Genomic DNA, 19,831 nt, shown 5'->3' with positions numbered 1-19,831 from the left:
CCGCAACATGCGGCTCGCCCAATCAAGTCGATGAGGATCGCGCAATGATTTCCTGCCGTAGCCAAGTGACCCAGATGATTGTCTCCGCCAAGGTCCGCAAGAAGCTGAAATGGGCCCAGATAGCCGAGTCCATCGGCATGTCCAAGGAGTGGACCACGGCTGGTTGCCTTGGCCAGATGGCCTTCGACAAGGCCCAGGCGGAAACCCTGGGCAAGTTGTTCGAGCTGTCGGATGAAGCCATCGCCTGGCTACAGATCGTGCCCTATAAAGGGTCACTGCCGACCTCGGTGCCCACCGACCCGCTTATCTATCGCTGGTATGAGCTGGTCAACGTGTATGGCAGCACCATCAAGGAACTGATTCACGAAGAATTCGGCGACGGCATCATGAGCGCCATCGACTTCTCTATGGACATTCAGCGCCAACCCGATCCGAAGGGAGACCGCGTTAACGTCGTCTTGTCTGGCAAATTCCTGCCCTACAAGAGCTACTGACCGACGCGTAGGAAATCTCGCAAGCGGCGCGCCAGACTCTCGACTCGGAGAGCGGCAAGTCCGGCACCGCGAGCTGTCAACGGAGGCGTTGCGTACAGCCCTAGTGTGCAACCACTCCGAGCAGCTGCGCGCTGGCCTGCTGCTCCTGCTGCTCGCTCAGTTGCAGCTGCGTCAGATAGGCGGCCAGCGCCTCTATGTCCGCCTCGGACAGCTTGCCAGCGATGCCTATCATGACTGAGCCGGCTCGGCTCGGATCATTGCTGCGGAAACGGCCCAGCGCCTTGCGAATGTACTCATCAGACTGCCCGGCCAGGCGTGGCATGGTCTCCTTGCCTTGTGCATGGCTGCCGTGGCAGGCGGTGCAGGTGCGCTGAAACATTGCCTCGCCACGCTGGACCAGCGCCGCATCCGGCGCAACGGTGGCAGGCTCGACCTTCTGCTGACTGAAATAGACGGCTATGTTGACCCGATCCTCCAAGGTCAAGCTTTTCGCCAGTTTCGTCATCACGAAATCGACGCGCTCGCCTTTGGCAAACTTCTCGAACGAATGGAACAGATAGACAGGATTTTGCGAGGCCAGATTGGGGATGTGCGGGCGCTTGCTGTTGCCGGTTTCGCCATGGCAATAGCCACAAAAAAGAGCACGTTCCTGACCGGCCTCATACGCCTGCTGACGTCGTGCCGTATCGTCCATCAGATAGTTGAAGCGCTCCATCGCCTCTTCGCTGGCGTGGGCAAACGGAACGAGGCAGCTGAGCAGAAGGAGGCTGAATAAACGCATGGCTAGTCCGGCACTGATGGGTGGTGAGGCGTGTATGGCAGCCACTGGACTATAGGGAGAAAAACAGGCGCGATACTGGCGCAGGTCAATAAAGCCTCACACACACGCTGCACCTCGCCAGACCCGAGCACCGGTTCGCAATATTCATCCGCTGCACGGAGCGCAGTGCAGCGAGCTCGGCCCTAGCGACCTTGCAGTCGACGATGAACAGCCGGCGACACACCACTACGACCTGCGCGCTATTGCCACATTGACCACCCGAAAAAAAAACGGCTGACGACGCGGATTTCTGGGCCACAGCCGCCTCGCATTCGACTAAAGTAGCAGCCCTTTTTGCCAGCACGAGCCGCGCACCATGCTTGATGGACATGCCGAACTGACCATGACCGTACTGATGACCCCGGACAAGGCCAACTTTTCGGGCAACGTACATGGCGGCACGCTGCTGAAATACCTGGACGAAGTGGCCTACGCCTGTGCCAGCCGCTATGCAGGTCAGTACGTTGTAACGCTGTCGGTCGATCAGGTGAATTTCCGCCAACCCGTGCATGTTGGCGAGCTTGTGACCTTTCTCGCCTCGGTCAACTATGTCGGCAACACTTCGATGGAGATCGGCATCAAGGTGATCACCGAAGACATCCGGCAGAAAACCGTGCGGCATACCAATAGCTGCTTCTTCACAATGGTGGCGGTAGGTGAAGATGGTCGCCCTGCCACTGTGCCGTCACTGGAGCCGAAAACACCTGACCAGAAGCGTCGCTTCGCCCAAGCCCAGCAGCGCCGGCAGATCCGCCGGGAACTGGAGGAGCGTTACCGCGCACTCAAGGACGATTACTGAGCCTTGCTTGCTGCCATCCTCCGGCGGCACTCGGGTGGCGAGGACGGCACTTCTGTTGAGTACGCAAGCCTCCACGCCCTGGCAGGCAGCCCGCAAGCCGATAAAACCCTATACAATCCGCGGCTTTTCGCACTGCCAACGAGGATCCGCCGTGAGCGCTTTGCCAGCCTGCCCCCAATGCAATTCCGAATACACCTATGAAGATGGCCAGCTGCTGGTCTGCCCGGAGTGCGCCCACGAATGGTCGGCCAACGCTGCAGAGTCCTCCGGTGAAGACGAAAAGCTGATCAAGGATTCGGTCGGCAACACCCTGCAGGACGGCGACACCATCACCGTGATCAAGGACCTCAAGGTCAAGGGCTCGTCGCTGGTGGTCAAGGTGGGCACCAAGGTGAAGAACATCCGTCTGGTCGACGGCGATCACGACATCGACTGCAAGATCGACGGCATCGGTGCGATGAAGCTGAAATCTGAGTTTGTCAGAAAGGTTTGAGGCGAAAAGCTTCGCGCCGGGGCGGCCTTCCCACATAAGCAAAAAACCACACCGCGCGCTCTGGTGGGAGGCGCGCCCCGCGGCGAATGCAGCCCTGTAGGGTGGATCGCGCCTCATCGATCCACCGAGCGGAGCCACGGTGGATGTAAAAGGCGACATCTATCCTACGGTCCTGGATCAGAAATCGTACGGTGGATCAGGCCTCACCGATCCACCGCGCCCGGTTACGGTGGAGCTGAAATCGACCCACCCTACGCGACTCAAGCAAGCCGGTCGCGGCCTACGCAGGATGACTGTAAACCCATTGTCAGCGGTGATGGGTTGCGCGTTCTACGACTGGCGGCATCCGTCTACGCATCTTCAAGGCGTGAGATACGACGAACGCGTCAACCCCAGCCGCAACGCATCGATGTACTGGGTGCGTTCCTTGGCGCTGAGCCGCGCGCTGGACACCTTGTCACGGTAGTAGGTCATCAGCTCCTCGGGCGAGAGGTGCACGTAGCGCAGCATGTCTTCGATGGTGTCGTGGGTCTCGATACCGGCGTGGTAGAAGCTGCCATCCTCACGCTGATAGACGTTGACCGAATCGGTGTCGCCAAACAGGTTGTGCATGTCGCCGAGAATTTCCTGGTAGGCCCCTACCAGGAACACCCCGAGGAAGTACTCCTCTCCCGCCTGGATCTCATGCACCGGCATGCTGTTTTCGATGCTCTGCTCATCCACGTAATGCTTGATCTTGCCGTCGGAGTCGCAGGTCAGATCTTGCAACACGGCGCGGCGCACCGGTTCCTCTCTCAGGCGCTGCAACGGAACGATCGGTAGGATCTGATCGATAGCCCAGGTGTCCGGCAGGCTCTGGAACACCGAGAAGTTGCAGATGTACTTATCGGCCAGCTTGTCATTCAACTCGTCGAGCACCGCACGGTGGGACCGCTGACGTGCCTTGAGCTGGTTGTACAGCCGGCGGCAAATGGCGAAATAGCTTTGTTCGGCCAACGCTTTCTGCGCAAGTGACAACTTGCCAGAGGCATATTGTGCCGCAGCCTCGCTCATGTAGTGCGTAGCGCGCCAATAGGTCTCGGTGACCATCTCGGGATCGGTTGGGCCGAGCAGATCGGCCAGTGCCTGGACGATTTCTGGCAGCTCGTCGTAGTTCTCGATGGTCGGCGCTTCATCGTTGTGGCGCTCGAAGTCGGTTACCTGCATCACCAGCACTGCGTGATGCGCAGTCATGGCTCGGCCGCTTTCGGAGAAGATATGCGGGTGCGGCAGTTCCTGCCGATCGCAGAACTCCTTGAGCATCCCGACTACCGTGCCGGCGTACTCATCGATGTCGTAGTTGATCGAGCTGGCATTGCGCGAATGGGTGCCGTCGTAGTCGACGCCGAGGCCCCCGCCCACATCGATATGGTCGACCGGCAACCCGAGCGCGCGGAGCTCGGCGTAATAACGAATGGCTTCACGGAAGCCGTCACGGTAGTCCGCCAGATTGGCAATCTGCGAGCCCATGTGGAAGTGCAGCAAGCGCACACCCTGCTCGACGCCAGCCGCGCGAAAGCGCTCGATGACGGTCAGCAACTGCGCAGCGGACAGACCGAACTTGGACTTTTCACCACCGGTGTCGGCCCACTTGCTCGAAGCCAGTGAGGACAACCGTACGCGCAAGCCAACCTGCGGGATGATCTTCAGCTCCGCCGCTTCCTCGATCACCATGCCCACTTCGGACATCTTTTCGATGACGATGAACACGTTGTGGCCGAGCTTCTGCCCCATCAGCGCCAAGCGGATGAATTCGCGATCCTTGTAGCCGTTGCAGACGATGGTGCCACCCTTCGGCGCCAGCGCCAGCACCGCCATCAGCTCAGGCTTCGAGCCTGCTTCCAGGCCGATCGATACATTCTGCGTAGCGATGATGTTCTCGATCACCGCTTCCTGCTGGTTGACCTTGATCGGGTACAGCGCGGTGTATTTGCTCTGATATTCGAGGCGCTCGATGTTGGCATCGAAGGCACCGGTCAAATGACGTACCCGGTCCTGCAAAATGTCAGGGAAGCGCACCAGCAGCGGCAAGGTCAGCCCGGCATCGCGCAACTGCTCGATCAGGCCGGTGAATTCAACGGCCGCGCCATTGGGTCCTTGTGGGCGCACTTCGACATGACCGTCATCACTGATCGAAAAGTAGCCTGCACCCCAGTGGCGAATACCATAGACGCTACGGCTGTCCGCTGCGGTCCATTGACTGCCGTCATCTTTACGTGTGCGTCGTACGGGCATCTAGGCCTCCTGAGAATAGGGATGAGTCTGTCGAGCTTAGCGCGACAGCGGGGCTATCCGGTTTGGACAGCCGACGCGCCCGGAAATAAGCGCACGCGCCTGATTGAGTCAGATCGGACGTTCAACCGCCCGATTTCTTGGCCTTGAATCCGCGCTTGATCAGTTCGTCGATGAGCAATTGGACATGGTCACCCTGGATTTCGATCACGCCTTCCTTGAGTGCGCCACCAGTACCGCAACGACGCTTGAGCGCACTGGCCAACTCCTTGAGCTCGACCTCCGCAAGCGGCACACCGGTTACGGTGGTGACCGTCTTGCCGCCGCGACCTTTGCTCTCCCGGCGCACGCGCGCGATGCCGTCCCCCTCAGGTATCGGCGCTTGCTTGCAGACGCAGGCATCCAGCGGCTGACTGCAATCCGGGCAGTGACGCCCCGCATCGGTGGAGAAGACCAGACCACCTAGTCCGGAAAGGGATGTGGTTTTCTTGGCCACACGCAACCTCATGAGTGTAAGAAATCGGCGCGGCAAGGCTCTGCGCCACAAAGCCGGATAATTTAACAGCAAAACCGGCACACCCGAAGGGCTGCACAGCGCTTTGCCACAAACACCGCCGGATAGCACAGCAGCTACGCACTGACTGTTGAAATGCTGCACCCGGGCTAACGAAGGCCAGTGGCTTTGCCGCGAGAACGAGCGCCTCACACCCAGTGATAGATGACGTGTGAGGCGCAAGCTGCTGCAGGCGCCTATGTACAACCGGGGAAAGGTTTCGATGCGACGAGCGCACAACGAAACGCCTTACTTGAACATCGAAACCAACTAGTTGCAGGGCTGGCACGCATGGCATGCACCAGCCCTGGGCAATATCACAACCGACCCGCAGGGGCGTAAGGTTCGGGATCGATGCAGGGCGACCGATTCAGCATCAGATCGACCAACAGCTGACATGAAGCCGGTGCAAGCACTAGTCCGTTTCGGAAGTGCCCGCAGTTGAGCCAAAGCCCATCATGCTCCGGCACCGGACCAATATACGGAATGCCGTCCGGCGAAGCAGGACGCAGACCCGCCCAATGCTTGACCACCTCAGCATCGGCTAGCCCAGGAAGCAAATCGACAGCGGTCGCCTTGAGACTTTCCAGCGCATCTTCGGTCGGCGTCTTGTCGAACCCAACGTCCTCCAACGTACTGCCCACCAGAATGTGGCCATCACGCCGCGGAATCGCATAGCGGCGCTTGGCCAACACCATGCTCGGCAGGAAGTCCTCAGCGCACTTGAACAGAATCATCTGCCCCTTCATGGGCTTGACCGGCAGCTCCAGCCCCAGCGTTGCCAGCAGATTCCCACTCCAGGCACCCGCAGCCACTACAACCTGATCCGCCCGCATCTCGCCCTGCGCCGTCTGCACGCCTACGATACGCGTACCTTCACGAACGAAACCGCTAACAGGGCAATGCTCGATGATCGTGACATTGGGCAGCTTCGCCAAAGCTGCACGCAGCGACTGCAGCAAACGTGGGTTCCGGACGTTGGCGACACCCGGCATGTACACCGCCTTTGAGAAACCCTCCCCAAGCGATGGCACCGCAGCGCGCACCTGCTCCATCGCCACTCGATGCAGCGGTCGAGTATGTCGGTGCGCCCAGGCTAGCGCCTGATCCTCATCTTCCAGGTCGAGCCAGTAGAGCCCAGTCACGTGAACTTCAGGGTCGATCCCGCTCTGCTGCTGCAACGCCTCGCCAAGCTTCGGATAGAAGTCCTGCGACCAGTGCGCCAACGCACTGATCGAAGCGTCATAACGCCACGGATAAAGCGGAGAAACGATGCCCCCGCCGGCCCAGGATGCTTCGGTGCCGGCACTGTGCTGATCAAGCAACACTACCGAGGCGCCCTGCTCCGCAAGCTGCAGTGACGACAGCATACCAATGACGCCCGCTCCAACTACACAAATGGTCACTGGTATCTCCAAGCGATAAATTAATGCCCGGAATGTTACCAGCAGCGCGCGGTAGAGTCGGCGGGCGCTGAGGTCGCAGCCGTACGAGCGCCCGTATTGGATAGCGTGAAAGTCCTACAGCTGATATCGCCCAACTGCGGGCCGGCCGCAGTGGCCGTGAGAACAAACGTAGTAGGGTTGATCACCGCGGTAAGCGCATAGTGCCCCTCAGCCGACGCATAAGCCGCGTCATAGAGTGTCGCCTCGGCACAATCATCATGATCGTATCGATTGAAACTGGTGAAGCAACGCGTCAGTTCCTGAGCTGAGCGGGTCAATGCCGCCTTCGCATCGCTTCTGTTGCCCTTCATCACGTACTCTCGATAATTGGGGTATGCGATCGCTGCCAGAACGCCAATGATGGCCACAACGATCATCAGCTCGATAAGCGTGAAACCCGCGCTACGTTCTGCCTTTATAGATTTATTGAAACTAGCCATTAGCGTAACTGCCTCCAGGAAAGCCGTCCTTCGTTAGCGCCGCCCTTCTCGACGGTGACATCAATCCCGCCCGCAGTGCCACTCGCAAACTTGTATTCAATGTCGCCAGCGGAAATGATCGCGGGCGTCTTAATGATGCCTTGCCTAGACTTCTTGCCGCTCATTGGATCACCGTCGACCAGATCAAGGTCATTGATCACGCCATCGCCATTCACGTCGAAAACCGGATAAGCAAGACGGCCCCCGCTCCAGGCGTCAAGCTCCATTAGCCAGCTGTCGCCACCGGCCGAGCAAACGTTTTGGGACGGGATGACGGTCGGGAAAATAATTCGTCCATTACGCAGTATCGGCGCGCTAACTACCCGCTCGCCCTGCTGGCCAGTGGTTCCGCTCATGTTTGGCTTTATCAAATCCAGATACCAGCCGGATTTGTTGCTGTAGTCAACGGTAGTGTTGGAAACCTTGCGCAAGGACAGGGAGCCAACGTCCTTCTCCAGCAAAATGGTCTGCTCCACTAATGAGCTACGAGCATCATTGCTTGCCTGAGATATTTTAGCCCCGGCATCAACAAGCCCGTAAAAGCTTTCTATCCTGGACGTCTCGGGGGGGGTCGGCACGACAACATCACTGGGCATGAAATAACTACCAGTGCCGAAGAAAACCATTAACCGGTTGCCGTCCGGGTTGTAGCCAAGCTCAGGTACAGCGGTGATGGGTTGAGCCTGGCCGGCAGCGTTTTTTGCTTTGAAGAGCGGAGCAGGCGTACTGCCACTTTTGTAAGCCACCTCCCAATTGGCTCGAGTCGTCGAGTTATTACCTGTGAAAGCGAATTTCCACATGCTCCCTGTGAGGTCGCCTGCATAAGCCTGAATAAGCGTTCGCTGTGCATTGGCTAGCAAGGCAGGCCCGGACAGGCCGTTTGCTGCTGCGCTAGTTGCCGTCGCGATAGCAACCCGATCCGCTGCAGAAGCCAGGTTAACCACCAGCAGTTTTGCCTGTTCATTCTGACTGTTGTAACCGTTTCCAAACACCGCACCCCAAGTGCCATCAGGCAGATGGCCGATAACCCCGGGGCTCATGACATTGCCTATATCCGCCCAATTGGCATCATCAAGCTCGAACAAAACATCGGAAGGTCTGAAACCGGTCCCAGTGCCTGCGTTAGTCAGATCCAGCGCGAACACGCCGCGGTAACCCGCGCCATAACTTCCGATCGCAACCGTGCGCCAGGAATTGTCAATATAGGCATCGCCAATGAAAATTTGGCCGTCGACGAAATAGCGATGCGGATTGGACACCATCCCATAGTCAGGTGCAGTAATACGCCGTATGTCGGCGAAGACCTTGCTCGGCATATAGGCGAATGCCTCGACACCTGTCGTGGCATTAAACGCATGGAGCATTCCGTCGTTCGCGCCGACCAACAGCATAGGGGCCTTGCCTGCCTTAGTCGCCACGTAGGCCGCATATGAATCAGCACCCGGCGTACCTGCAGGCAGCCGGCTATACCCATAATCCTGCGCACCAACGAACACAGGATCGGAGTTGACGACGTCACCTAGCAGATATTTGCGTTTACGTAAGTCTCCAGCAGGTTGCTCCTGATCTCGGACCCCTTTAAGCCAAGCCAGTCGTTGCTGCCCGAGAGTCACTTGCGCCGTCGTCAGGGGTTGGCTGCTAGCACCAGCCAAACCCGCCTTCTGGGAACTGCTCAAAGAATCCCATTCAAGATTTGCTCCGGCAGAGCCCGTCCAAGTCACGATCTTGCGGCTGCCTGGTGCCGGGATTTTGCCGGACTGATTGGTATCCCACGCCACGACACTGATGTCCCCACCCGCCGCCACTCGGTAAGCCAGAAGCTGACCACTCCAGTCGTTGCTGTCGAAACGAGCCTGATAGATCAGCGTCTCAGTATCGAGCCGTGTCGAATTGGTAGCCACTGATGCGGACGAGGACGCACTCGCCGCAACCTGCTCAAAGGCTTTTGCCAAAGAAGCTTCCAATTGAGCGGGGTTGCTGGCAAAAAAGTAGGTATCAGGGACACCATCACCGTCTGCGTCCCACTCCTCCACCGAGCTGGGCCTGCCATCATTGTTGATGTCTTCGAAGCCGCCCCATTTGGCTGCGTAGTACAGCGGTTGCTCGAGTGATTTGGCTGAGGTGTTTCCAATCACGTAGGTACGAGTGGTGGCGCTAGCTACGTTGCACGGCCCTTCAGTTCCGCTGCTGCGGCACGTGCCCGACGCACCAGTACCGACACCCGGGTTAGGGTCCGCCGGGAAAGGAAAGCCATTAATACCGGAATGCACGTGGAACCCGTCCGACTCGGTACCGCCTATGACGTAGCCAAAACCCATCTTGTCGCCCGTGGACTGAGCCATCACTTGGCTGGTGACACTGATGGTCGAGCCTGAAATGGCGTAATCAATCACGCCCCACATATCTTGGTCGTAATCGCCGCCCTGCTCACTGTCTTCCCAGTTGACATAGAGCTTCCCAGCCGCACTGGAAGCACTCACGACTTTGAAGTCGACGATCGCGCAATTGCCACCAATAGAGCTGTTCTTACAAGCCGGCAAAATGCTTATTTTCTTTCCTTGCTCCAGCGGGATCTCAATCTTAGGTACCGCGGGCGCCAGGGCCACGCCGTAGGTCTTTACTTTCTGGTTCCCGGAAAGCGCGGGCAACAGATCATGCGTACGGGCGTAATTAGCGAGACCGGCGATCTTGTATGTCCCTTCCAGACGAGGCGCGTCGGGGCAGGTGCCTGAGGCGTCCGCAAGGTTAGCGATGGTCTTCGGCGTGCACAGCCCATCGGCAGCGGTGCCAGATTTCCCAATGAAGAAGTTGCCGCCATTGATCGACTCCCCGGTTCCCACTGTATTGGTGCTGTTGGTGGGCGCGCCCAACGTTGACAGGTTGTCGCCATCGTAAGACGTGGTACTTGCATTGAATTGAATGATATTCAGGGGCGCGCAAGAGTTTTCACTGGTTATCGGAGCGCTCCAGGCGGCAGAATTCAAACCGCTGATTTTGTCTGGGTCTGACACAGCGAAGGCAGGCGACCCTCCAGACAGGTAGCTGAGCGACTCCTGAAAAATCTCGGCTTGCGGATTGCCCCAATTGGTGCACTGCCCATTATTGAAGGAGGATTTTCCCCAACTGCAGTTATCACCGCTACCGCTGTTGTAGGTCCCATCACCAAAATCGTAGCCATAAATGGTTAGTTTGTTGAGCGTACTGATGATCCCCCCGGCAGACGGCGCAGACAGAAATACGCCTGTCTCGGCATTTATTTCATCATTCATGCTCGACACATTTTTGCGCAGCACACCGCCTGATTTGTTCTTGCTGTATGATCCGGTCATCAGGCCGAACTTGATTAGATTACTGTCTCCATATGTCTGCAATAAGCCAATTGGCTTCAGGGAACTGCCGGTAGCCGAGTTATAAGCTTTGCACTTCTCCCCGCCAATCATTGCGGCGCTGGAACAAACTTTTACCCGAACGTTAAAGTCGCCGCCGTTCGAAAATGAGGTGGGCTTCGACGGGCTAGCAGAATGAGCGTTGATGCCAGTTAGACTCGCATCGTTTCCGTTTTTATTCCCCTTCTCGCCGGACCATCTGCACTGCCAGCGCTCATTCGCCGCCCAAAGCGAGTAGTTACCTCTCACGACCCGCATGAGGGGCGGGCTGGTCGAGTTATGGGAAAAGCCCCCTTGGGTCTCAAGGGTAGTGTTGCAGATGGTCAGGCCAGCCGTCCTAGAGTCGGAAAAATCCGAAACGGCTACAGCCGCCAACTTAGGCAAGTCAGTTCCGCGGTAATACTTTGCGAAGCTATGTGCATCGTTAGGCAGCAAGGCACGCTGTAGAACTGTCTCAGTTGTCGAATCGGTAGAGCGAAGCCCGCCGTAAAGGATCTTCCGGACTGCATCGATGCGGGTCATGGTGGCCCAGTTGAGGAAATTTCCCGCCCACTGCCCCGTCGTGGTTCCGCTGTTACAGTACTTATCGGTCGTCAAGCTGACCGGTTCGTAACGCCCGCTGCTGTATACATAGCATTTTTGAGTATCGAAATAGCCATAGTAATCAATCTGGTGATTGTAAGTGGTGTCGAGCACACCATCCTTATCCACATCCGAATAATCATCGTAAGCCTTATAAAAAAGCTGATGATCCTTCGACATGTTCAACATAACGATAGGCGCAACGGGCGCGTTTAGAAACAGCGGCACATTGCTGAGACTTACCGCATTTGCGGACATTGCAACAGAACCCATCAGCAGCGCACTGATGCATGCCTTGAGCGCAAAATTCGAAATCCAGTTTTTCATGCTTGTTCCTTGAATCAGCGCTTAAAGGTCGATTGCAGTACAACGACAGAGTCGCCTGTGCCGCCACCGGCGCGGCTGGTCACGCGATATACGCGCGATAGGGTGTCCTCACCGAACTTGGCACTGTTGCCGGTCGTGGCAGCCGGTAGTGCAGGAAGGAGTTCAATGACATATTGCGGGTTGGGCACGCCATAGTTGAGAGGCGCCGTAACCGCCGGGCTTGCAGTCCAGTTGAATACAGTCCCGCTCCCACAAGACCACCAGAAACAAGGGTCGCCTGGACGGGCAACTGGCGCTGCGACAGGCGCGGTAATGGTAGCTTTGCGTAATTCATTTTCACCGGCCCGCAATCCGGCCTCGGCGACCTGAAATGCTATATTGCGATCGCGCATGTTGCCGGCCATCGACTCCTGCAAGTTCGAGTCCTGCATACCGGCAAGACCGATGATGGTTAGAAGTAACAACATAACCAGAGCCACTATAAGAACAGCGCCGCGCTGGTTGCTCGCTGAGTTTCCCATGTTTGAAGTCCTAGTCCAGACGGCTGCGAATACCGATTGTGGATACAAAGACCTGCCTTAGACGGCGGTCCTGTGTACCTGAAGACGGGCTGACCGTGCTTCCATTGAAGGTGATTTGCTGAGGCGTTTCGACGATATTGTCGTCGTTGCTCTGCAATAGCAGCGCGACGCGAACACTTGCGACCTTCGCCCAGTTCGCTACGTGTGTGGCGCGGTCAGCGTTTGAAACGGCGCCTGCAGTCACGTAAGACTCCGGCACACCATCGCCGGACGTATCGTATCCGTAGGTGACCTGCATATCCTGGATGCCCTCGACCAGTTCCACTGGCGCACTGGTACCGGCACGCTGATAGAGCGCTCGCCTGCCTGCTGGGTTTTCACCGATGAAATAAGCCAAAGTGCTAACGCGCAAAAGTTCGGACTCGACACCAAAGACCTCTTCAGGCGGCGCTGATGAACCGCCCCAACTAGCAGGCGACGCATTGCCAGGACTTCCCGAAGCCGCATGCACTACCAACGCAGCAGAAGCCCCATCCGCGTTCAGGTTTGTTACCTGGAATACTCGACTTTTCGCGCAGTCCGAAATCATCACGATATCGTTTTGGCAAAGCGAACCACTGGCGGTGCAATCAGGTCCACCATCCACTCCAGCAATAACTGGCGAGTTCGTTTCAGCTCTAAGATTACCGCTGCTGTTATTCGCTTTTATCCCTACATCGCCAGTGAATGCCCCACGAACGAACAAGATGTCTGTTCCGGCAATCGGCGAGACTGTAGAACCCCAACCAGTGATAGCGCCCACGTTATCGAGGCCTTCAACTGGCATCTCGAAATCAAACAATAACTTATGGGAGGCTGTCGACGGGTTAATGTTAAGCCCATTATGCAGATTACTATTAGCGCCACTGGCACAACCTGCGTAGCCCGCCATGCGCGTGTCGCGGCTTAAGAAATCGACTGCGAGGCGTCCATTTTCTTGTATTCGCGAAAGCGCGTCCTGAGTGGTATATACGCGCTTGCTTCCTAGGAATATCTGTAACACGCCAGTCATCAATACCAGACCAATGACCATTGCGATCATCAGCTCAACCAGAGACAGCCCTGCTTGGCCTCGTTTCATAATCAAATCCGTGTCTGGTAGTTAAATTCATACGTAGCGCCATCCGCTTCCTGCCAAGTCACCCGGACGCTGCAGAGCGTGACATCACAACTGACCTCACCGTCGCCGGCTGGCAAGCTTCCAGCCAGTAACCCAAGCCAGTTCGCTAGATCTTGCGCAGCCAAGGTACCTCCGCTAGGCGCGGAGGCTGCTAGTGAAAGGTTATACGTGCCGGCTTGAGCACTGGCTCGATTGATCCTCATGCGGTCAATCATGTCGTAGGCCAAGACGTTGGCCTGCGAACGCAGGTATGCGCCTTGGTTGTACTGCAGCCCTCGGGCCTGCAAAGCCGCCAGCCCTATCAAACCAACAGAGATAATCACCAATGCAATCAATACTTCGATCAAGCTGAAACCTGAGTTGCGCTTCGTCGAGTTCATTCGCATACAGCTCCCTTGCATATGCCGGGACGGCCCGCCAAGCCGATCTGGACGGTGCGCGCTCGCTCGGGTGCCGCATTCGCCAAACTGACGTCCCAACTGAAGACATCAGTGCTGGCGGACGCTCTGGCAAGGGTGCCGATGCTTGAGTAGCGCACCCATCCTCTTACCGCTACCCCGTTACGTCCGTTGATCGTGCTTCCGGACGGCGGCACGTCGGAGATGCGCAGCAAGTTAGCTGCGCCGTATACAGGCGTCGCCGTATCGGACGCCGCAGAGTCAACGAAAATCAGCCATCCCGCCGACCAGTTGCCCCCACCATAGTCACAGTTGTCGCGCGCAGCATTTGCTCGACAGATCACCACCCGACGGCTTCGCTTGACGGCCTCGGAACGTGCATAAGTCACAGAGGTGGTCAGATCACTGATGAGCGAGCTGAGCCGGACATTCCTGACCGACTGGGACAATGCAGGAACTGCTGCAGCCAATACGATCGCAAGTATCCCTATGGTGATCATTAATTCGATCAGGGTAAAAGCTTGTTGATGGCGTCGCATTTATGGATTCATCCCACTATTTTGATTTGCATCTTAGGAAGGCGCGAACCTAAAGTCTGTCCAGCACGGATGTGCGGCCAATCTAGGACGATGGTCGGTCGTAGCAGGAAAACAACGCAAGGACGCACGCGATGAAACCCAGCGGATTCACATTATTCGAGCTTCTGATCACGCTTTCTGTCTTGTCCATCACGTTATCGATCGCAATTCCCCAACTGCGCGATACGTTGGTACAGGCAGAGGTGGACAGCACATCGCAACAACTTTTGGCTTCTATCAGCCGAACCCGCCACGAGGCGATCAAACGCAATGCGTTTGTCGTCATGCGTGCCAGAGGCCAATGGGAAAATGGCTGGGAAATCTTCGAAGACCAAAACCAGAATGCCGCGCGGGACGCGGGCGAGATGTTGTTATTCACCCACACAGAGCAGTCGAAGCTCAGGATTCAGGGCAATAGCACATTGTCGAGCTACATCGGATATGGCAGCACAGGGCGAAGCAGGCAGGCCTCCGGTGCATTCCTTGCCGGGAGCTTACTGGTCTGTGGCACTAAGCGAACCAAGAAAATCATCGTCAACGCCGGCGGTCGAGTTCGCGTAGATGGGCTTCAAAGCGTCGAGTGCTCCAATTGATCAGACCGCTCTGAGCCGCAACTCCTTCGGCATCGAGAATGTCACGTTCTCGGGCCGACCATCCAACTCGTCCATTCCTGTTGCGCCCCATAACCTGAGCTGGTCGATCACGCCGCGTACCAGCACTTCAGGTGCTGATGCGCCGGCGGTGATGCCGACTCGCTCAACGTTCTCAAACCACTCCTGCTTGAGATCTTCTGCCCCGTCGATCAGATGGGCCGGCGTATCCATGCGCTCCGCCAGCTCACGAAGGCGATTGGAGTTCGAGCTGTTCGGGCTGCCCACTACTAGCACCAAATCGCACTCGGCCGCGAGCTGCTTGACTGCATCCTGACGGTTCTGCGTCGCGTAGCAAATGTCATCCTTCCGCGGACCGCCAATGCTTGGAAACTTGCTGCGCAGCGCGTCGATGACGCGACTGGTGTCATCCATGGAAAGCGTGGTCTGGGTGACGAAGGCCAGCGCCTCGGGGTCGCGCACCTCTAGCTTCGCGACATCGTCTTCGTCTTCGACCAGATAGATCGAGCCACCACTGGCGGTATCGTACTGCCCCATCGTGCCTTCGACTTCGGGATGGCCAGCGTGGCCGATGAGAATGCACTCTCGCCCTTCACGGCTATATTTGGTCACCTCCAGATGAACCTTGGTCACCAATGGGCAGGTGGCGTCAAATACCTTGAGGCCGCGCCTTTCCCCCTCCATCCGCACAGCCTGGGATACGCCGTGCGCACTGAAGATGACGATGAAGCCGTCTGGCACCTGATCAAGCTCATCGACAAAAACAGCGCCCCGCTCGCGGAGATCCTCTACGACAAATTTGTTATGCACGACTTCGTGGCGCACATAGATCGGCGGACCGAAGACTTCCAGCGCGCGATTAACGATCTCGATGGCGCGGTCTACACCGGCACAAAAGCCACGCGGATTGGCGAGTTTGATTTGCATATGAATTCTCGTCGCTCGGGGCGGGTGGGTTGTGGATCAAGTGAAGCTTGATGCTTTATCAGCGTGACGGCCGGACTAACGATAGCGTACATGGGTCGGGTCGCCCAAAGGGACTGGGCGTGCCCTGCCTCCTACACGAGCAGTGCGCATGAGAGGCTATCCCTTCAGACAGGTTTGACGTCGAATATTTCCACATCGAACGTCAATGCCTTGCCGGCCAATGGATGATTGAAGTCCACGGTTACCTGACGATCATCGAAAGCCTTGACCACCCCTGGCAGCTCCGTCTTGGCAGCATCGTTGAAGATCACCAGCAGCCCTTCGGAGAGCTCCATACCTTCGAACTGGCTCCGCGGCATGGTTTGCACATTCTGCGGGTTGTGCTGGCCGAACCCCTGCTCGGGCGCGATCTGAAAAGTGCGCTTGTCACCGGCCTTGAGGCCGAATAACTGCTGCTCGAAACCGGGCAGCAAATTGCCATCGCCAACCTTGAACGTCGCCGGCTGCTTGTCGAAGGTGCTGTCGACTTGCTCGCCATTCTCCAGACTAAGGGAGAAATGCAGGCTGACCTGCATGTCCGGCCCGATACGCTGCTCACTCATTTACCGTTTCTCCCGTTTTACTGCTACGGAACATATCCAACGCTAGCATGACGGCACCGATTGTGATTGCACTGTCCGCGATATTGAACGCCGGGAAATACCAGCGATTCTGCCAATGCACCAGGATGAAATCGACGACGTGTCCGAGCACCACGCGATCATAGAGATTGCCGACGGCGCCCCCTAAGACCAGTGCCAGGGCCACCGCAAGCCAGGTCTCACCGGGCTTCAAGCGTTTCATCCAGACCACCAGCACGGCACTGACACCGATGGCGATCAATGCGAACAGCCAACGCTGCCAGCCGGAATGGTCGGCGAGAAAGCTGAAAGCAGCGCCCGTGTTGTAGGCCAGCGTCCAGGCGAAGTAATCAGGAATGACCTCGACTTTCTGGTACAAGCTGAAGTTGGCCTCGAAGTAATGCTTGGTCGCCTGATCCAGCGCAATGACCAGCACGCTTAGCCACAGCCAGGTGAGCTTACCGAAGCGCGAGGTCATGCCGGCACCCTCGAAAGCGCGTGCCGGGTCTCAGCCGCGCAACCATACCGCATGCAGTCACGCATGGTGGCGAACCTCGCCTGCACCTTCGATGTTCTCAATGCAGCGACCGCAGATCTCAGGATGAGCTGAATGCGTGCCGACGTCAGGCAGATGATGCCAGCAACGGCCGCACTTGGCGTGACCGGTTTTGCTGATCTGCAGCTTGACGCCAGGCAGTTCGCTCTGCACTGCTTCGGCTGGCGCTTTGGCAAGCGGCGCTACTGTCACCGCAGACGTAATCAGTACGAAGCGCAATTCGCTTCCCAGCTTCGCCAGGTCGGAAACCAGCGTGTCTTCAGCGTACAGGGTGACCTCAGCCTGCAGGTTGCCGCCGATGGTCTTGGCCGCGCGCTGGGTTTCCAGCTCCTTGTTCACCGCAGCCTTGACCGCCATGACCTTGTCCCAGAACTCGCGACCCAGCTCGACGCTGCTAGGCAGCTCAGCAAGCCCCTCGTACCAAGTGTTGAGCATCACCGATTCGTTGCGCTCACCCGGCAGGTACTGCCAGATTTCATCAGCCGTGAACGACAGGATCGGCGCAATCCAACGCACCAGCGCCTCGGCGATGTGATACAGCGCGGTCTGGCAGGAGCGGCGCGGCAGGCTGTCGGCACCGGTCGTGTACTGACGGTCCTTAATGATGTCGAGGTAGAAACCGCCCAGCTCCTGAACACAGAAGTTATGCACTTTCTGATAGACGTTCCAAAACTTGTAGGTGCCATAGGCCTCTTCGATTTCCCGCTGCAACAGCAAGGCGCGGTCGATGGCCCAACGGTCGAGCGCGATCATCTGATCGACTGGAACCTGATGCTGCGCAGGATCGAAGCCGTCGAGATTGCTCAGGAGGAAACGCGCGGTGTTGCGAATGCGGCGATAGGAGTCTGCGCTGCGCTGCAGGATGACCTTGGACACAGCCATCTCGCCGGAGTAATCGGTCGAGGCCACCCAAAGACGGAGGATGTCTGCGCCCAGGCTGTCAGTGACTTCCTGCGGCGCGACGACGTTGCCCAGCGACTTGGACATCTTGCGGCCGTTCTCATCGACCACGAAACCGTGGGTCAGCAACCCTTTGTAGGGTGCGTGGCCGTCAATGGCCGAGCCGGTCAGCAGCGACGAATGAAACCAGCCGCGATGCTGGTCCGAGCCTTCCAGATACAGGTCCGCGCGCGGGCCGTTGTCATGCCCCATCGGGTGCGAACCGCGCATCACATGCCAATGGGTGGTGCCGGAATCGAACCAGACGTCCAGCGTGTCACTGATCTTCTCGTACTGTGCCGCTTCATCGCCCAGCAGCTCGGCTGCATCCAGCTTCGACCAGGCCTCGATGCCGCCCTGCTCGACATGTTGAGCGACGACTTCCATCAGCTCGACGGTGCGCGGATGCAGCTCGCCGCTTTCCTTGTGCAGGAAGAACGGGATCGGCACGCCCCAGGTGCGCTGACGCGAGATGCACCAGTCCGGACGGCCGGCGATCATGCCGTGCAGCCGCGCCTGGCCCCAAGCGGGAACGAACTCGGTCTGCTCGATAGCGTCCAGCGCGCGACGACGCAGCGAGCTGCCGTCGTGAGCGACTTTGTCCATGCCAACGAACCACTGCGCCGTGGCGCGGTAGATCAGCGGCGTCTTGTGTCGCCAGCAATGCATGTAGCTGTGCTGGATGGATTCATGCTTGAGCAGCGCGCCAACTTCACGCAGCTTCTCGACAATGGCCGGATTGGCCTTCCAGATGAACTGGCCGCCGAAGAATGGCAGATCGGCTACGTATACGCCGTGGCTCTGCACCGGGCTGAGAATGTCGTCGTTCTCCATGCCGTAGTGCTTGCAGGAACGGAAGTCGTCTTCGCCGTAAGCGGGCGCCGAATGAACGATGCCGGTACCAGCGCCAGTTTCAACGTAATCGGCCAGGTAGACTGGGGCGAAGCGCTCGTAGAAGGGATGGCGGAAGCGGATGAGCTCCAGCGCCTTACCCTCGCAGCGGGCGATGATTTCGCCCTGCAGTTCGTAGCGCTGCAGGCAGGACTCGACCAGCTCCTCGGCGAGCACCAGCAGCCGGTCGCCAGTGTCGACCAGGGCGTAGACGAAGTCGGGATGAACGTTGAGCGCCTGGTTAGCCGGAATGGTCCAGGGCGTGGTGGTCCAGATAACGATGCTGGCCGGCTTGCCCAAGGCAGCGACGCCGAAGGCCGTCGCCAGCTTATCCGAGTCTTCAACCTGGAAGGCCACGTCGATAGCATCGGACTTCTTGTCTTGATATTCGACTTCCGCCTCGGCCAGCGCCGAACTGCAATCGAAGCACCAGTTAACGGGCTTCAGCCCTTTGAAAACGAAGCCACCCTCGACCATCTTCGCCAGCGCCCGAATTTCGCCGGCCTCGTTGGCGAAATCCATCGTACGGTACGGGTTATCCCATTCACCCAACACGCCGAGACGGATGAAGTCGGCTTTCTGCCCCTCGATCTGCTCTGCGGCATAGGCACGGCAGCGCTCGCGAGTCAGATCGGCAGGCTGATTTTTGCCATAGGTGATTTCGACCTTGTGCTCGATCGGCAGGCCATGGCAATCCCAACCCGGCACATAGGGGGCATCGAAACCGGACAGTGTCTTCGAACGAACAATGAAGTCTTTGATGACCTTGTTCACTGCATGACCGATATGAATGCTGCCGTTGGCATACGGAGGGCCATCATGCAGGACAAATTTCGGGCGATTTTCACCAATCTGCCGCAGCTTCCCGTACAGGTCGATACTGTTCCAGCGCTGCAGGGTCTCCGGCTCGCGCTGTGGCAGACCGGCCTTCATCGGGAATGCCGTGGACGGCAGATTGAGAGTCGCTTTGTAATCGGTCATT

Annotated in this window: 18 protein-coding genes; 4 read left to right on the top strand and 14 right to left on the bottom strand. The window is 57.8% G+C overall.

What is annotated here, in order from left to right; translation table 11 throughout:
• Positions 1–44: 44 nt before the first annotated feature.
• Entirely contained in the window at positions 45–494 is a 450-nt protein-coding gene (gene cynS, locus ACSSNI_RS14450) for a cyanase (RefSeq protein WP_102837879.1), read from the top strand.
• Positions 495–594: 100 nt separating this feature from the next.
• Here cynS and ACSSNI_RS14445 read toward each other — a convergent pair whose 3' ends face one another.
• On the bottom strand, positions 595–1,275 hold the full coding sequence (locus ACSSNI_RS14445) for a c-type cytochrome (RefSeq protein ID WP_200638344.1): 681 nt from the start codon (positions 1,273–1,275) through the stop codon (positions 595–597).
• A 355-nt stretch (positions 1,276–1,630) separates the two neighbouring features.
• Between ACSSNI_RS14445 and ACSSNI_RS14440 the strand changes: the two genes are divergently transcribed.
• Positions 1,631–2,113 (top strand): acyl-CoA thioesterase, encoded by a 483-nt coding sequence (locus ACSSNI_RS14440; protein WP_045430271.1) that lies wholly within the window; start codon positions 1,631–1,633, stop codon positions 2,111–2,113.
• A gap of 151 nt (positions 2,114–2,264) precedes the next feature.
• A complete protein-coding gene (locus tag ACSSNI_RS14435) occupies positions 2,265–2,606 on the top strand; it encodes a zinc ribbon domain-containing protein YjdM (RefSeq protein WP_148926849.1) in 342 nt (113 codons plus the stop codon).
• Positions 2,607–2,966: 360 nt separating this feature from the next.
• Here ACSSNI_RS14435 and speA read toward each other — a convergent pair whose 3' ends face one another.
• The 9 genes from speA to ACSSNI_RS14390 all read right to left on the bottom strand — a co-directional run bounded on the left by speA (position 2,967) and on the right by ACSSNI_RS14390 (position 14,266).
• Positions 2,967–4,880 (bottom strand): arginine decarboxylase, encoded by a 1,914-nt coding sequence (speA, locus tag ACSSNI_RS14430; protein ID WP_200638342.1) that lies wholly within the window; start codon positions 4,878–4,880, stop codon positions 2,967–2,969.
• Positions 4,881–5,001: 121 nt separating this feature from the next.
• The gene (locus ACSSNI_RS14425) at positions 5,002–5,373 is read right to left on the bottom strand and encodes a translation initiation factor Sui1 (RefSeq protein WP_200638340.1); all 372 of its coding nucleotides are present in this window, start codon (positions 5,371–5,373) and stop codon (positions 5,002–5,004) included.
• 374 nt (positions 5,374–5,747) lie between these two features.
• The gene (thiO, locus tag ACSSNI_RS14420) at positions 5,748–6,836 is read right to left on the bottom strand and encodes a glycine oxidase ThiO (RefSeq protein ID WP_418952668.1); all 1,089 of its coding nucleotides are present in this window, start codon (positions 6,834–6,836) and stop codon (positions 5,748–5,750) included.
• Between the two features lie 35 nt (positions 6,837–6,871).
• Complete coding sequence (locus ACSSNI_RS14415; protein ID WP_148927009.1) at positions 6,872–7,315, bottom strand: type IV pilin protein; 444 nt, start codon at positions 7,313–7,315, stop codon at positions 6,872–6,874.
• Positions 7,315–11,649, bottom strand: a complete 4,335-nt coding sequence (locus tag ACSSNI_RS14410; protein WP_200638338.1) for a pilus assembly protein — start codon at positions 11,647–11,649, stop codon at positions 7,315–7,317. The genes ACSSNI_RS14415 and ACSSNI_RS14410 overlap by 1 nt, the downstream gene beginning before the upstream one ends.
• A 14-nt stretch (positions 11,650–11,663) precedes the next feature.
• Positions 11,664–12,170 carry a pilus assembly PilX family protein gene (locus ACSSNI_RS14405; protein WP_148926854.1) on the bottom strand — a complete coding sequence of 169 codons (507 nt, stop codon included), beginning with the start codon at positions 12,168–12,170 and terminating at the stop codon, positions 11,664–11,666.
• A gap of 10 nt (positions 12,171–12,180) precedes the next feature.
• Entirely contained in the window at positions 12,181–13,290 is a 1,110-nt protein-coding gene (locus ACSSNI_RS14400; RefSeq protein ID WP_200638336.1) for a PilW family protein, read from the bottom strand.
• A gap of 2 nt (positions 13,291–13,292) precedes the next feature.
• Positions 13,293–13,709 (bottom strand): type IV pilus modification protein PilV, encoded by a 417-nt coding sequence (gene pilV / locus ACSSNI_RS14395; protein WP_267908321.1) that lies wholly within the window; start codon positions 13,707–13,709, stop codon positions 13,293–13,295.
• A complete protein-coding gene (locus ACSSNI_RS14390; protein WP_200638332.1) occupies positions 13,706–14,266 on the bottom strand; it encodes a GspH/FimT family pseudopilin in 561 nt (186 codons plus the stop codon). Before ACSSNI_RS14390 ends, pilV begins: the two co-directional genes overlap by 4 nt.
• 131 nt (positions 14,267–14,397) lie before the next feature.
• On the opposite strand from ACSSNI_RS14390, the gene ACSSNI_RS14385 reads away from it, so the two are divergent.
• Positions 14,398–14,898: a GspH/FimT family pseudopilin gene (locus ACSSNI_RS14385; RefSeq protein ID WP_200639748.1), complete on the top strand. Its 501-nt coding sequence runs from the start codon at positions 14,398–14,400 to the stop codon at positions 14,896–14,898.
• Here ACSSNI_RS14385 and ispH read toward each other — a convergent pair whose 3' ends face one another.
• The 4 genes from ispH to ileS all read right to left on the bottom strand — a co-directional run bounded on the left by ispH (position 14,899) and on the right by ileS (position 19,830).
• Positions 14,899–15,843 carry a 4-hydroxy-3-methylbut-2-enyl diphosphate reductase gene (gene ispH / locus ACSSNI_RS14380; protein ID WP_200638330.1) on the bottom strand — a complete coding sequence of 315 codons (945 nt, stop codon included), beginning with the start codon at positions 15,841–15,843 and terminating at the stop codon, positions 14,899–14,901.
• 164 nt (positions 15,844–16,007) lie between these two features.
• A complete protein-coding gene (fkpB, locus tag ACSSNI_RS14375) occupies positions 16,008–16,445 on the bottom strand; it encodes an FKBP-type peptidyl-prolyl cis-trans isomerase (protein ID WP_200638328.1) in 438 nt (145 codons plus the stop codon).
• Positions 16,438–16,941: a signal peptidase II gene (gene lspA / locus ACSSNI_RS14370; protein ID WP_200638326.1), complete on the bottom strand. Its 504-nt coding sequence runs from the start codon at positions 16,939–16,941 to the stop codon at positions 16,438–16,440. The genes fkpB and lspA overlap by 8 nt, the downstream gene beginning before the upstream one ends.
• A gap of 57 nt (positions 16,942–16,998) precedes the next feature.
• Positions 16,999–19,830, bottom strand: coding sequence for an isoleucine--tRNA ligase (gene ileS, locus ACSSNI_RS14365; RefSeq protein WP_200638324.1), 2,832 nt, complete (start codon positions 19,828–19,830; stop codon positions 16,999–17,001).
• Position 19,831 lies beyond the last annotated feature (1 nt).

It is taken from the genome of Stutzerimonas tianxiuensis (assembly GCF_053470365.1).
The sequence above is the reverse complement of the archived record's forward strand: the minus strand, read 5'-3'. Positions and strand labels throughout refer to the sequence as shown.